This is a genomic window from Erwinia sp. E602 (genome assembly GCF_018141005.1).
In the GTDB taxonomy this organism is placed as follows: Bacteria; Pseudomonadota; Gammaproteobacteria; order Enterobacterales; family Enterobacteriaceae; genus Erwinia.
In genome coordinates this window covers 312,345-325,969 of the sequence record NZ_CP046581.1, presented here as the reverse complement: position 1 = coordinate 325,969, position 13,625 = coordinate 312,345, and the positions used below count along the sequence as shown (strand labels likewise).

Genomic DNA, 13,625 nt, shown 5'->3' with positions numbered 1-13,625 from the left:
TGAATTATTCTCCTGAGCTGAAACGGCTGAGACCGAAAGCGCGAGTGACAAAGCAGCGGCGGCAACTGTCTTCATACAGGCTCCGTGATTCAGAGTTAAGGGCCGCATGCCGGGTTATCGGCTGCGGACATGAAACTGAGTCAAGCGTATAGAGAAAAAAAGGGGTTGATAAGAGGGTCAAATAAGAATGGGTCTATGAACAGGATGCAACAATGACCGGCGCTGTCGCTGGTGATTGAGGCGCTGCGGTATCAGGTGTGAGGGTCCGGGCGAGCGCTGGCAGCGGCAACCGAAAGCGAGAGGTACGCGAGAATGAACGGCCCGACCTCGCCATTACAGTCACTCTACGGCAAAAAATAAATCCATTTTATTGTTCTTTAACTGATATTATTTCATTTAAAACCCGTAATTATGGATTTAAGCAACTGTCCGGGTAGATGATTTCAGGCTATACTCTGACGCTATGCTCCCTGTTCTAAGGTCTTAACACCACCATGCTGGATTTATCTCTCACCCGACCGCAGGAGGTCGTCAGGCTACTGTGTGAGCGGCTACGCAAAGAGCGCCTCAGCCAGCAGATGACTCAGTCAGAGGTTGCGCGCCGCGCCGGGGTGGGCGTAAACACCGTCTCTAATCTTGAGCTGGGTCGCAGCGTCGGCTTTGAAAATCTGGTGCGGGTGGCGATGGTGCTTGGCCGCAGCAAAGAACTGGAGGGGCTGTTTATGCCAAAAATCGACAGTCTTGCGGATTTGCAACGCTACGAGCAGAGCACTTCTCGTCAGAGGATCAAAAAAGGCAAGCGTCATGGTGACTAAAGTAGACGTCTGGTATGAGGGCTGGGGCGAGCGCTGGCGGTGGGGAACGCTGGTCTCTTCCACCGCATTGGGCAGCCGGCCGCAGATCCTCTTCGAGTACAGCGCAGACGCCCTGCGTGCCGGGCTGGAACTCTCTTCCCTGCTGTTACCGCTGCAGGGCACCGCGCTGCGACGCGATTTTCCAGCGCATCAGCTGGGGCTGCCCGGCCCGGTTTATGATGCGCTGCCGGACGGCTGGGGGATGCTGCTGATGGACCGCCTGTTCCGTCAGCGTGGGCTGAACGCCGCGCGCATTGGCCCGCTGGAGCGGCTGACCTGGATTGGCAGCAATGCGATGGGGGCGATGACGTTTACCCCCGTACATGCCGATGCCACGCTGGCCGATGAAGATATCACCCTTGAACAGCTATCAGCCGAAGTGCAACAAGTGCAGGAAGGTGAAGGCGCAGAATTTTTGCAGCGGCTGCTGCAGATGGGCGGTTCACCGCAGGGTGCAAGACCGAAAGCGCTGTTGTGGCGTAACCCGGCGGATAACCGATTCAGCACGGTAGCCTCAGCGGATCGCGAAGGGTGGCTGGTGAAATTCCCCGCCCGTCAGGAGCACCCGGAGGTCTGTGCGATTGAAGCTGTCTATGCGCAGTGCCTGCGCGATTGCGGTATCTCCACGCCTGACACCAGCTATTTCACCTTGCCCAACGGTCAGGCCGCCTTTGCCTCACGGCGTTTTGATCGTCAGCTGGGCCAGCGCGTGCCGATGCAAAGCCTGGCGGCCTTTACCGGGGCCGACTACCGGCATCCCGGGGCGCTGGACTACGGCACTTTTCTGCGCGCTACCCGATTGTGTACCAACGATGCCCGCCAGGTAGAACTGGCCTTTGAACGGGCAGTATTTAACGTCGTATTTAACAACCGCGATGACCATCCGAAAAACTTCGCCTGGACGATGAGCAAATCCGGTGACTGGCAGCTGGCGCCGGCGTACGACGTGACGTTCTGCGAAGGGCCGGGCGGTTATCATCAGATGGACGTCACCGGTGAGGCGCTGGATATCAGCCGCCGCCAGCTTCTCGCTTTGGGGGAACAGGAAGCCGATATCAGTAACACACAGGCAGGTGAGATTATCGACAGAGTCTGTGAGGTCGCCAGCGGCTTCCGCCGGGTGTCAGATGAACGATTTCAGGGGGAGATCACCGCTGCAACGCTGCGTATGATCGAAAATCGCATTGCAGAAAATAGCCGGGGAGTGCAGTCAAACTGACCCCGCATTGAAAGTGTTAACGCATCGCACACCCGCCACACTATTACAAAAATCATGGCTACTATTGATCCTGTACCCGCGACGGATCCTGTTTCACGTCTGAGCAGAACTTCTGAAAACCTGAGCAGGCCAGACGACGTTCGGCGCAGCGGTTTTTTAACTTACTGTGAGCAATCAACAGCCATGAGCAAACATAAAAGACAGGTTCCCGGGGTTCATCCCTACGACGGCCCGGCGGGCGGCTGGGGTGCCCTGAAGGCGACGGCCATCGCCGTGCGCAATGAGATGGAGACGGTCAACGCACCGGCCACGCTGTTACGCACCAATCAGCCCGACGGCTTTGACTGCCCCGGCTGCGCCTGGCCGGACAAGGCGCACGGTTCAACCTTTCAGTTTTGTGAAAACGGCGCCAAGGCGGTCACCTGGGAAGCCACCAGTAAACGGGTGACCCCGGCTTTTTTCAGCGAACATACGGTCGCCGATTTATTAAAGAAAACCGATCACCAGCTGGAGGGATTCGGCCGGCTTACCGTCCCGCTGCGCTATGATGCCGGCAGCGACAAATACCGTGAAGTGAGCTGGGATGACGCGTTTGCAGAGATAGCGGCCGCGCTGGGCAGGCTGCAACCGCAGGAAGTGGAATTTTATACCTCCGGCCGGGCCTCTAACGAGGCCGCGTGGCTGTTTCAGCTGTTCGCACGGCAGTACGGTTCAAATAATTTCCCCGACTGCTCGAATATGTGCCACGAACCAACCAGCGTCGGCCTGCCGCAGTCGATCGGTATTGGTAAAGGGACGGTGCAGCTTGACGACTTCGATCGCACCGAACTGCTGATCTCAATTGGCCATAATCCGGGCACCAACCATCCGCGCATGATGGGCACCCTGCACGAGCTTTCACGCCGCAACGTGCCGATTATCGTCTTTAACCCGATGCGCGAGCGGGCGCTGGAGCGCTTTGCCGATCCGCAAAACGTCGTTGAAATGGCCACCTACGGTGCGACCGATATCGCCTCCACCTACTATCTGGTTAAGGCCGGCGGCGATGCGGCGGCCCTGAAGGGCATCGCCAAAGCGGTGATCGCGCTGGATGCCGCCACGGGGGCCGCCGTCGACCGCGCCTTTATCGCGCAGCATACCGAAGGGTATGAAAATTTTGTCGCCGACGTGCAGCTCACCCGCTGGGAGACGATCGAAGCCGAATCCGGCCTCACCCGCGAACAGCTGGAAGAGGTCGGCCGGGCCTATGTAAAATCTCAGGCGACCATCATTACCTACGGCATGGGCATTACCCAGCACCCTCGCGGCACCGAGAACGTACGGCTGATTGCCAACCTGCTGCTGATGCGCGGCAATATCGGCAAACCCGGTGCCGGTATCTGCCCGCTGCGCGGCCACTCCAACGTGCAGGGCAACCGTACGGTAGGCATCACCGAGAAGCCGTCGGCGGCGTTTCTGGACAAGCTGCAGGCGGTATGCGGGTTTTCTCCGCCGCGGGAACCTGGCCACGACGTGGTTAAGGCGATGGAGTCCGCCATCGGGGGGCGCTCTAAGGCGCTGATCTGCCTCGGCGGCAACCTGGCCGTGGCGATGCCGGATCCAACCCGCTGCTTCCCGGCGTTTAAGGCGCTGGAGCTGAGCGTGCATATTGGCACCAAGCTCAACCGTTCCCACCTGCTGACAGGCAGGCAGTCGTTTATTCTGCCCTGCCTCGGACGCACCGAGCGTGACGTGCAGGCGGAAGGGGAGCAGTCGGTAACGGTGGAGGATTCGATGTCGATGGTGCATGCCTCCAGCGGCAAGCTTAAACCGGCATCTCCACTGCTGCGCTCGGAACCCGCGATTATTGCCGGCATGGCGGAAGCCACGTTACCGGACTCGCCCACTGAGTGGAAAAGGCTGATTGCCAGCTATGACCGCATTCGCGATCTGATCGAGCAGACGGTGAGCGGCTTCGATCGCTATAACCAGCGCATCCGTCAGCCGGGCGGCTTTCAGATGCCGCTGCCGCCGCGCGATCGCCAGTGGCCGACGCCGTCCGGTAAAGCCGTGTTCTCGGTCTATCCGGGCGTTCAGGAGGACCCGCCGGCGGACGGTGAAAACGTTCTGCGTCTGATAACCTTACGCAGCCACGACCAGTACAACACCACCATTTACGGGCTGGACGATCGCTACCGCGGCATCTTCGGCCGGCGTGACGTGCTGTTTATGAATGAACAGGACATGCTGGAGATGAATATTGAGCATGGCGATGTCGTCAATCTGGACACGGCGCTGCCCGGCCACAGCCTGCGCCTTGAGGGGATTACCGTGGTCGCGTACGCCATCGCCAGGGGCACGGTGGGCGCCTATTACCCCGAATCCAACGTGCTGATCCCGCTGGACTATATCGACCCGCAAAGCGGTACCCCGGCCTATAAATCCGTGCCGGTGCGTGTCTGTCCGGTCTGAATACGTATGAAAGTTAACCCCTGGTTTTCCCCGGGGGTTAACGCTGCAAAATCCCTAACGCTGGCTGAACCAGCCTCCGCTCTGAAAATTCTGCCCGCGACAGGTCGCCCTTCAGCTGCCGCGGTAGGTCGACCAGCCGCCGGGGGCGATGACAAACGGCAGGTGATAGTGGCCCTGCCCGGCCTCCAGCATCACTTCGAGCTGCGCCTGCACAAACGGCGTGCTGATATCACGCTGAGCAAACCACGCGCCGGTTTCCGCCGTCAGCCGGTAGCGGCCCGGCGGCAGTTCCTGCGCGCAGAAACGGGCAATGCGCCCGTTGTCGTCGGTCTGTTCGCTGCCGATCAGGCTGTAGCCCTCCGGCTGATAGCGCTCCAGCCGGACCCTGACGCCGGCGGCGGGCCGTCCGGTGGAAATATCCAGAATATGACTGCTGATGCTGCTCATGCGCTAATGACTCCTTCCAGACGGATCAGGGTTATCTCACTTAACTGGGCCAGCGCTTCGGCGGTCTCCTGCGCCGGGCTGTTGTGCAGGCGACGCCGCAGCTCCTGCAGCATCTGTTCGCCGCTGCGCCCGCGGGCGCGGATCAGAAAGACATGGCCAAAGTGCGCCTCATAGCGGGCATTCTCATGGCGCAGCGCCTCGGCCAGCGGCGCGTTCGCCGCATCCACCCCCGCCTGCTCCTGCCTGGACAGCGCGTGGTGTTCATCCGCGCCTGCCGGTTTTTCACCGATGCGCGGGTGCGCGCTGAGCGCCTGCTGCAGCTCCGCCTGCTGCCAGCGGCTGGCCGCCAGCTGCGCCCGTTCCAGCAGCTGGTGCCGCCGGGCGTAAGGACGGCCGGCGACCAGCTCGCTGACCCACGCCGGGATCGCCACGCACGGGGTCAGCAGTGTGACCGCGTCCGCCTGCGACAGCTGATTAAACTGACCGAGTGTGACCATCCTGTTCTCCGTGGATTATCGTCGATCCGGGCGGGTACAGCCGGGATCGTCATGTGAAGTATAGGGCCACCAGCCTGCCAGCGGGAACGGTGAAGCAAAAGCAGAACAGGTGCCCTCCATAGCCCCGCTGATAGTACGCAGCTGAGCTGTTGCAGTTGCGGGCCGTATTTCTCTGCGGTCTTTGCATGACGGGATCTGCACAGCGCCCCGAACCTGACGATTCACAGGAGATTGCACAAAGCAGGCCAAATCGGATTTACCGGAAATAAATGCCTTCGCACTCCAAATATTTACTCTTTATATCAATTGGTTAAAACATCCCTCACCTGCACCAGCAAGCAAGAACCCTCACCCACAGATGAAACTATAAATTCACCCTGGCCTTTAATGGCTGCTTTTGATTCACAAAAAGGCATCCCGATGGGATTTTGCACCCTTCTGGTGCCAGGCAATCGTTCCGACTTGCGCGGAGCCGCTGATATCGCCCTCCGGCAACGTGGTACGCAAATTGCTGTGTAGCCTTATCGGGTTGAAGAGAAGGATCGAAAGATGAAAGCACTGGTGATTGGCGCCAGCATTGGCGGTATTAGCGCGGCGGCCGCGCTGGCACAGGCGGGTATCGACTGTGAGATCTTCGAAGCGGTAGCGGAGATTAAACCGGTCGGGGCGGCCATCTCGGTATGGCCGAACGGCGTGAAGTGCCTGCAGCACCTGGGGATGGGCGCGCTGATAGAGACCTTTGGCGGCCCGCTGCGGCATATTGCCTACCGGGACGGCTTTCGCGGCAGCGTGCTGACCGAATTCAGCCTGGGCCCGCTGACCGAACGGGTGGGTGCCCGCCCCTGTCCCATCGCCCGCGCCGACCTGCAGCGTGAAATGCTGAATTTCTGGGGCCGCGAACGGGTGCAGTTTGGCAAACGGGTGGTGCGCGTTGAGGAGCAGGGCGAACAGGTTACCGCCTGGTTCAGCGACGGCAGCCACGCCAGCGGTGATCTGCTGATCGCCGCCGACGGCAGCCGTTCGGCGATCCGCCCGACGGTGCTCGGCCGCACCCCGCCGCGCCGCTACGCCGGTTACGTTAACTGGAACGGGCTGGTGACCGTCGATACCGCGATCGCGGCGGCCGACGGCTGGACCACCTTCGTCGGTGACGGTAAGCGCGTGTCGGTGATGCCGGTCTCCGGCAACCGCTTCTACTTCTTTTTTGACGTGCCGCTGCCCGCCGGGCTGGCGGAAGACCGCAGCAGCCTGCGTGACGATCTGCGCCGCTACTTCGCCGGCTGGGCCGCGCCGGTGCAGCGGCTGATCGCCGCGCTGGATCCGAAGACCACCAACCGCATTGAGATCCACGATATCGACCCGTTTGAGCGGCTGGTGCGGGGACGCATCGCGCTGCTGGGTGACGCCGGCCACAGCACCACGCCGGATATCGGCCAGGGCGGCTGTGCGGCGATGGAGGATGCGGTGGTGCTGGGTCAGGCGTTTCAGCAGCATACGACAGTCGCCGACGCGCTGGCCTGGTACGAGGCGCAGCGTGTCGAACGGGTGCAGGACCTGGTGCTGAAAGCGCGCAAACGCTGCGACGTCACCCACGGCAAAGATCGCCAGCTGACCGACGCCTGGTATCGCGAACTGGCGCAGGAGAGCGGCGAACGGATTATCAACGGACTCTGCGACACCATCCAGGGCGGGCCGCTGGGCTAAAACCTGCTGCGGTGACAGGTGACAGGTGACAGGTGACAGGTGACAGGTGAGTGTGCCCGCACCGGTAACGCGCCAGGCTAAACCGGTGTCGACTCTCGTTCAGGAGCGGCGGCCGCATCGCTTAGCCCAGGATCGACCTGACGCCCCTCAGCTCACGTGCGGCTGATGTAGTCCTTCAATCACCTTCGTCAGCTGCTGGATCGCCTGCTGCGCCGCGCGTGACAGCTGCCGCGCGGGGGCCACGCACAGCGCCAGCGTCAGCGGCCGCAGCCGGGCGTGGCTGAGCGGCACAAACGCCAGCTCACCGCGCGCCAGCTCCGGCAGGACGTCCAGCTTACTCAGCACCGCCACCCCGCTGCCCCGCGCCACCAGCGATTTAATCAGCCGCACGTCGTTGCAGCTGATCGGGTTGCCCGGAGCCAGATCGTGATGGCGGTAAAGCATCGCCACCCGTTCATGCACCATCAGCGGCGGGCCGGGCAGGATATGACGCCAATCGCTCAGCGCCCCCGGCGACAGGCTCTCCGCCCCGGCCAGCGGATGGTTCGCAGGCATCACCACCCCCATCGCCAGTTCGGCAAACGCCATCACGCTCAGGCCCGCCTGCCCTTCCGGCTCCAGCACCAGGCCAAAATCCAGCTGCGCGTCGCGGATGCGCTGGCTGATGCTCTGGCTGTCGGCCACCTGCAGATCCAGCGCCAGCCACGGCCAGCCGGCGATGATCTCCGCCAGCGCATCGGCGATCGCCCCGCCGGATAACGCCTGTACCAGCCCGACGCTGACCGAGCCGCGCTTCAGCCCCTGCAGCTCGTCGAACTTTTGCCGGGTGACGCGAAACTCGCGCTGCCAGCGCAGCAGATCGCCGTACAGCAGCTCGCCGGCGGTGGTCATGCGCAGCCCCTCCGGCAGCCGTTCAAACAGCGGCGTGCCCAGCTCCTCTTCCGCCTGCAGGATCTGCCGGTTGATCGCCGACGCTGAGATATGCAGCTGCTCCGCCGCGCGGCGCAGGCTGCCGCTGCGCGCCACTTCGGCAAAGTAAAGGGCAAAACGGGAAAACGGGCTCATCGGTGACCTGTACGCATTTTTGCAACACCTGATTGAATTAATGCTGATGGATGCGTACACCCTATTATGACCACAATAAGCCTGCAACTACTATCGTTAACCCCGGCAGGTATCCCTATGACGAAAATCACGCCCCCCGCGCACTGCACCTTTGAACCTGACGACTGGCTACGCCTGGCGCGCTACTGGCACCCGGTGGCCCGTTCCGCCGACGTCGCCGCGGCCCCGGTCAAAGTGACGCTGCTGGACGAACAGCTGGTGATTTACCGCATCGGCGGTGAAGCGGTGGTGGCACGCGACGTCTGCCCGCACCGCGGCGTGCCGCTGACCCTCGGCTATAACGATGAGGAGGGCATTATCTGCCCGTATCACGGGCTGCGTTTTGGTGCCGGTGGCCGCTGTAACCGCATTCCCTCGTCACCTGACCAGCCGATCCCGGCCAAACTCAACCTGATCAACTACGCGGTGCAGGAGCGCTGGGGGCTGATCTGGACCTGCCTCGCCCCGGACGAGGAACATCCGGCGGCGCTGCCGACGATGCCGCACTGGGACGACGCCGGTTTTCAGCAGATCAACTGTCCGCCGTTCGAGGTTAACGGCTTTGCCGGTCGCCAGGTCGAGGGCTTCCTCGACGTGGCACACTTCGCCTGGGTGCATACCGACACCTTTGCCGACCCGGCCAACCAGCTGGTGCCCGACTACCATCCGCAGGAGACCGACTACGGCTTCTTCGCCGACTACTGGAGCAGCGTCAGCAACTACGCGGCCAACTCCGGCCGGTCGGCTCCCGCCGGTTTTCAGTGGCTGCGCCACTTCGAGATGCATCTGCCGTTTACCGCCACGCTGACCATTCACTTTCCCGGCAGCGAGCGGCTGGTGATTATGAACGCCGCCTCGCCGGTCTCCGCGCGGGTGACGCGGATGTTTGCCCCGATCGCCCGCAACCTGGATCTGCATATTCCGGTCGCCGACGTACACGCCTTTAACCAGCGGGTGTTTGAGGAGGATCGCCTGATGGTGGAGACACAGCGCCCGGAACGCCTGCCGCTCGATCTGAGCATGGAGGCGCATATCCCGGCGGATCGCAGTTCGATCGCCTACCGCCGCGGGCTGAAGAAGCTCGGCTTCGGCGAATTTTTCCTGGTCTAAGGGGGCAGCATGGAGACAACGCTGAAGGTGGTGGTGGACGGCATCTGGCGCCAGGGCAGCCACAGCCTGGCGGTCAGCCTGGCCGCGGCGGACGGCGGCGAGCTGCCGGGCTGGCAGCCGGGCGCGCATATCGATATGCAGCTGGCCAGCGGGCTGACCCGCCAGTATTCGCTGACCGGCAGCCCGCAGCAGACCCGGCGCTATCTGGTGTGCGTGGCGCGCGACGCGCGCTCGCGCGGCGGCTCGCGCTACGTGCATGAGCAGCTGCGGCCGGGACAGACGCTGACCATCTCCGCGCCGCGCAACCTGTTTGCCCTGCAGGAGAGCGGCCGGGTGCTGCTGCTGGCGGCGGGGATCGGCATTACGCCGCTGTACGCGATGGCTGAACGGCTGGAGGCGCAGGGCCGCCCGTTTGAACTGCACTACTATGTGCGCCACCGGCATGAAGTGGTGTTCGCAGAGGCGCTGACGCGGGCGTGGCGGCACGGCAGCTGCACCCTGCACGTCAGCGCCGAAGGTGACAGCGCCCGCGAACGGTTGCCGGCATCGCTGCGGCAGCCGGACGGCCACCTATACCTGTGCGGGCCGGTGGAGTTTATGGCGGCGGTGACCGCAGCGGCGCAGGCGCACGGCTGGCCCGCCGACTGCGTGCACAGTGAGGCGTTTCGCCCGGCCGAAGCGGCGGCCAGCGCCGCATCGCAGCAGGCGTTCAGCGTGACCCTCGCCTCCTCCGGCCAATGCTGGCCGGTGCCCGCCGGGCAGACCATCGCCCGCGTGCTGCTGGCGAACGGCGTCGACGTGCCGCTCTCCTGTGAAATGGGCATGTGCGGAGCCTGCCTGACCCGGGTGGTCAGCGGCGATCCCGACCACCAGGACAGCGTGCAGTCGGCGGCGGAGAAGTGCGCCCCGGAGCAGTATATCGCGCTGTGCTGCTCGCGCAGCCGCTCGGCGGAGCTGGTAATCGATCTTTAGTCGTCAGCCTGGCCAGCCCGGAGAATATCACCGGGCTACCGGGGCAAGCCTTCGCGTTTACGCCCTGCCTTCAGCTATTCAGCCATTTTTGGCAATATGCTGCCCTTCACGATTCAGGGTGATCTGCCCGCCCATCTCCTTCGGCAGCCGTCGCGCCTGATAGTAAACTTTTTGCCAGTAAGGGTTATCCAGCGACGAGCGCATTACCCCTTTACTGACCGACGCGTGCAGGAAGTTGCGCGAGGTATCATAGAAGCCAACGTGCATGCCGCCGTCGATACGGAAGAACACCAGGTCGCCGGTGCGCAGCTGGCTCTCTTTCACCGGCTGGCCCATCTTCAGCAGATCGCCGGTGTTCATCCGCTCAACCGGCAGATTGAAACGATCCTTCAGCGTGCGCCAGACAAAGCCGGAACAGTCAACGCCGTTAAGGTTGGTGCCGCCCCACTGATAGGGGGTGTCCTGCCAGGTGTGCATCTGATCGTGCAGCGCGGCCAGCACCGGGATCAGGTCCTGCTGGGAAGCATCTTCAGCCTGGGGTGCGGGTGTGGAAGATGCGGCCTGTTGATGATGTGCACAACCGGCCAGCGTCAGCAGGCCACAGCAGAATAAAAATCGGATTGCTCTTAAATTCATAATCAAATCAACAGGTAAGAAAGAGGTTTAATTTCGTGGACTTATAACACCGAATCCGCCCCGGCAACATCATGCACCTGCCCCTTTACACATATTTACCTTACCGGCGGTCCGTCAGCCCGGGATGGCGCAGATTCAGTATCTGAAATTCTGCGCGCTCCCTTCTCCCACCGACGTAAAAGGGAAAAGCGGGCTAATCATCTGAGGACTGTGACGGCAATAAGGGTAATGGGTGTAAAGGTTTACGCAATACCAGCATCAAGCGTAGTCAAGGATCGCCGCGTGGTGAAGCAGGGTCCACTAAAAACCGCCGGGAAAGAGTGCAAATATCCGGGATAGTGTGACGGGTCAAGAGTGCTGCGAGGATTGCGATTGCCGGGATATCCGAATTATCTGGCTGACCGGCAGACCTGGAGGCAGTGCAGGTATCAGGCCGTGAGGCTGTGAGGCTGTGAGGCTGTGAGGCTGTGAGGTTGTAAGGTTGTAAGGTTGTGAGGTTGTGAGGTTGTGAGGTTGTGAGTGTTTTCTACGTTCTGTGCGTTCTGTGCGTTCTCTGCGTTCTGTGGGGATTATCCCCCACGCAGGCACACGGCCAGCGTGGGGGATTGGGATTACCTGCGGTTAAGAATGCGCAGGAAGTCCTCTTTACCGGAGATCAGCGACAGCGCGTTAGCGATAATCTCATCGCTGAACACCGACGCCACGTCCTTCAGCACGTCGATATGCTCTTTCTCTTTCGCCGCCACGCCAATCGCAATAAACATCACGTTGCTGCGGTCCCAGATCACGCCGTCGGGGAACTGGAAAATCTCCACGCCGGTTCTCAGGATAATGCCGGTCTGCGATTTCGGCAGGTGCGGCAGCGTAATGCCGTTGCCTAAGAAGGTCGACACCTGGCGTTCCCGCTCGTCGAGAAACGCCACGCACTCCTGGCTGACGTAGCCTTTAGCCTTAAACTCCCGGCCGACCATGGCGAGGACTTCGGCCTTGTTTTTCGCCTGGCATCCAAGATGCAGGTTATCGGTGGTGATGGTCTCGATCATACTCTTTCTCCGCCTGATGAGGTGTTGATAGCGGTTTCACTGCCCGAAGAGAGCTCTTCTTCCAGCTGCTCCAGTGACTTATTGGCCGTTTCCGGCAGGGCTTTCACCACAAAGATGATGGCCAGGTAGTTAATTACCGCAAAGATCAGGAACACCGGCCCCAGCCCCAGCTTGGCCTGCAGCAGCGGGAACAGGTAGCTGACGATGGCGTTCATCACCCACATAAAGAACACCGAGATGCCCATCGACAGGCCGCGCACCTTGAGCGGGAACAGTTCCGCCAGCACCACCCAGGTGAGGAAGCCCAGCGTCGCCTGCATCACGCCGACGAAGAGCGCCCCGAGCAGCCAGATCACCGTTGCCTTCAGATCGCCGACCAGCAGATAATCCGCGCCGGCAATAATCAGGTGCAGGGTGGCCATCAGCGCGAAGCCGTAAACAATCAGGGTTTTTCGTTTGAAACGGTCCACCAGATACAGCACGCCGAAGATCATCCCGCCGACGGAGAACACGCCGTTAAGCACGTTAGCAACCAACGACATTTTCTCCGAGAAGCCGGCGGTTTTCAGGATCTCGGTACCGTAATACATAATCACGTTCACGCCGGTGGTTTGCTGTAAGGCCGCAAAGGCCATGCCCACCAGAATCAGTTTAAACAGCCATGGCGTATTCAAAATAATCGATACGGCGCTTTTCTCGTGCAGCTTCTGCTCTTTTTCCACCTTCATCAGCGTCAGAATATCTTCATACTCTTTAATCGCGCGTTGTTCAGGGCGGATCTGTTTCAGGATCGTCAGCGCTTCCTCATTTCGCCCTTTACTCATTAACCAGCGCGGACTTTCCGGAGAGCGCAGCATGCCAATCAGCAGGAAGATAGCCGGCAAAGCCTGCACAATCAGCATATAGCGCCAGACATCAGGCAGATGCCCAAAACCAAAGCCGATAGCTGCGTTGATGGCGAAGGCGGCCAGCTGGCCGACCACAATAGCCACTTCGTTTAAACCGGTTAGCCGACCGCGCATCTCGGTGGGGGCAACTTCAGAGATAAACGTAGGTGCGGTAACGGAAGCACCGCCAACGGCATAGCCGAGCAGGAAGCGCGCCAGCAGCAGACTGGTGACGTTTGGTGCAACGGCTGAAAGTACCGCGCCACCAAAGAAGATGACGGAGAGCCAGATCAGGTAGGTACGGCGGCCGAAGAAATCCGCCAGTTTTCCCCCGCAGACGCTGCCGATGGCGGCACCGATCAGCAGGATCCCCATCACCAGCCCTTCTGTTTCCGGCGTTAGCGCCATATTGCTTTTCAGGGAAGAAAACGCCCCGTTAATCACCCCGGTATCATAGCCAAACAGTAAACCGCCGAAAGTGGCGACTAAGGTTATCTGATGTAATCGCTTTCTTTGCTGCGGATTGAGACTCATCGCTAACGACATGTTGTTATCCTTCGTGTAAATGTTCCGTCAAAAAATTTACGTTCTGGTAACTAACATATCAGCAAATTTGAAATTAAAGTTCTACTGTCGTCACACAATGGCGATTTGATTTCAAAATGGGCGCATTTACAAACTTACATCACCGTACTCAATTT

General features: G+C 60.8%; 12 protein-coding genes. 6 read left to right on the top strand and 6 right to left on the bottom strand.

Features of this window, described 5'->3' with window-relative positions:
- The first annotated feature begins 494 nt into the window (after positions 1-494).
- From GKQ23_RS01410 to GKQ23_RS01400, 3 genes are all read left to right on the top strand, one after another.
- Positions 495-815, top strand: a complete 321-nt coding sequence (locus GKQ23_RS01410) for a helix-turn-helix domain-containing protein (RefSeq protein ID WP_212408255.1) — start codon at positions 495-497, stop codon at positions 813-815.
- The gene (locus GKQ23_RS01405) at positions 805-2,073 is read left to right on the top strand and encodes a type II toxin-antitoxin system HipA family toxin (RefSeq protein WP_212408254.1); all 1,269 of its coding nucleotides are present in this window, start codon (positions 805-807) and stop codon (positions 2,071-2,073) included. The genes GKQ23_RS01410 and GKQ23_RS01405 overlap by 11 nt, the downstream gene beginning before the upstream one ends.
- A gap of 183 nt (positions 2,074-2,256) precedes the next feature.
- Positions 2,257-4,524: an FdhF/YdeP family oxidoreductase gene (locus tag GKQ23_RS01400; protein ID WP_212408253.1), complete on the top strand. Its 2,268-nt coding sequence runs from the start codon at positions 2,257-2,259 to the stop codon at positions 4,522-4,524.
- Positions 4,525-4,635: 111 nt separating this feature from the next.
- On the opposite strand, the gene uraH is transcribed toward GKQ23_RS01400, so the two are convergent.
- On the bottom strand, positions 4,636-4,971 hold the full coding sequence (gene uraH / locus GKQ23_RS01395) for a hydroxyisourate hydrolase (RefSeq protein WP_212408252.1): 336 nt from the start codon (positions 4,969-4,971) through the stop codon (positions 4,636-4,638).
- A complete protein-coding gene (gene uraD / locus GKQ23_RS01390; protein WP_212408251.1) occupies positions 4,968-5,468 on the bottom strand; it encodes a 2-oxo-4-hydroxy-4-carboxy-5-ureidoimidazoline decarboxylase in 501 nt (166 codons plus the stop codon). Before uraD ends, uraH begins: the two co-directional genes overlap by 4 nt.
- A 549-nt stretch (positions 5,469-6,017) precedes the next feature.
- On the opposite strand from uraD, the gene hpxO reads away from it, so the two are divergent.
- Positions 6,018-7,172, top strand: a complete 1,155-nt coding sequence (hpxO, locus tag GKQ23_RS01385; RefSeq protein ID WP_212408250.1) for an FAD-dependent urate hydroxylase HpxO — start codon at positions 6,018-6,020, stop codon at positions 7,170-7,172.
- 147 nt (positions 7,173-7,319) lie between these two features.
- Here the strand turns inward: hpxO and GKQ23_RS01380 are convergent, their stop codons facing one another.
- Complete coding sequence (locus GKQ23_RS01380; protein WP_212408249.1) at positions 7,320-8,237, bottom strand: LysR family transcriptional regulator; 918 nt, start codon at positions 8,235-8,237, stop codon at positions 7,320-7,322.
- Between the two features lie 117 nt (positions 8,238-8,354).
- Between GKQ23_RS01380 and hpxD the strand changes: the two genes are divergently transcribed.
- Positions 8,355-9,386 (top strand): molybdenum cofactor-independent xanthine hydroxylase subunit HpxD, encoded by a 1,032-nt coding sequence (gene hpxD, locus GKQ23_RS01375; RefSeq protein WP_056237347.1) that lies wholly within the window; start codon positions 8,355-8,357, stop codon positions 9,384-9,386.
- 9 nt (positions 9,387-9,395) lie between these two features.
- Entirely contained in the window at positions 9,396-10,358 is a 963-nt protein-coding gene (locus GKQ23_RS01370; protein WP_212408248.1) for a PDR/VanB family oxidoreductase, read from the top strand.
- A gap of 78 nt (positions 10,359-10,436) precedes the next feature.
- Here GKQ23_RS01370 and GKQ23_RS01365 read toward each other — a convergent pair whose 3' ends face one another.
- From GKQ23_RS01365 to GKQ23_RS01355, 3 genes are all read right to left on the bottom strand, one after another.
- A complete protein-coding gene (locus GKQ23_RS01365; RefSeq protein ID WP_056237352.1) occupies positions 10,437-10,994 on the bottom strand; it encodes a C40 family peptidase in 558 nt (185 codons plus the stop codon).
- A 611-nt stretch (positions 10,995-11,605) separates the two neighbouring features.
- The gene (locus GKQ23_RS01360; protein WP_212408247.1) at positions 11,606-12,037 is read right to left on the bottom strand and encodes a PTS sugar transporter subunit IIA; all 432 of its coding nucleotides are present in this window, start codon (positions 12,035-12,037) and stop codon (positions 11,606-11,608) included.
- Complete coding sequence (locus GKQ23_RS01355; protein WP_212408246.1) at positions 12,034-13,470, bottom strand: sugar porter family MFS transporter; 1,437 nt, start codon at positions 13,468-13,470, stop codon at positions 12,034-12,036. Before GKQ23_RS01355 ends, GKQ23_RS01360 begins: the two co-directional genes overlap by 4 nt.
- Positions 13,471-13,625: the final 155 nt, after the last annotated feature.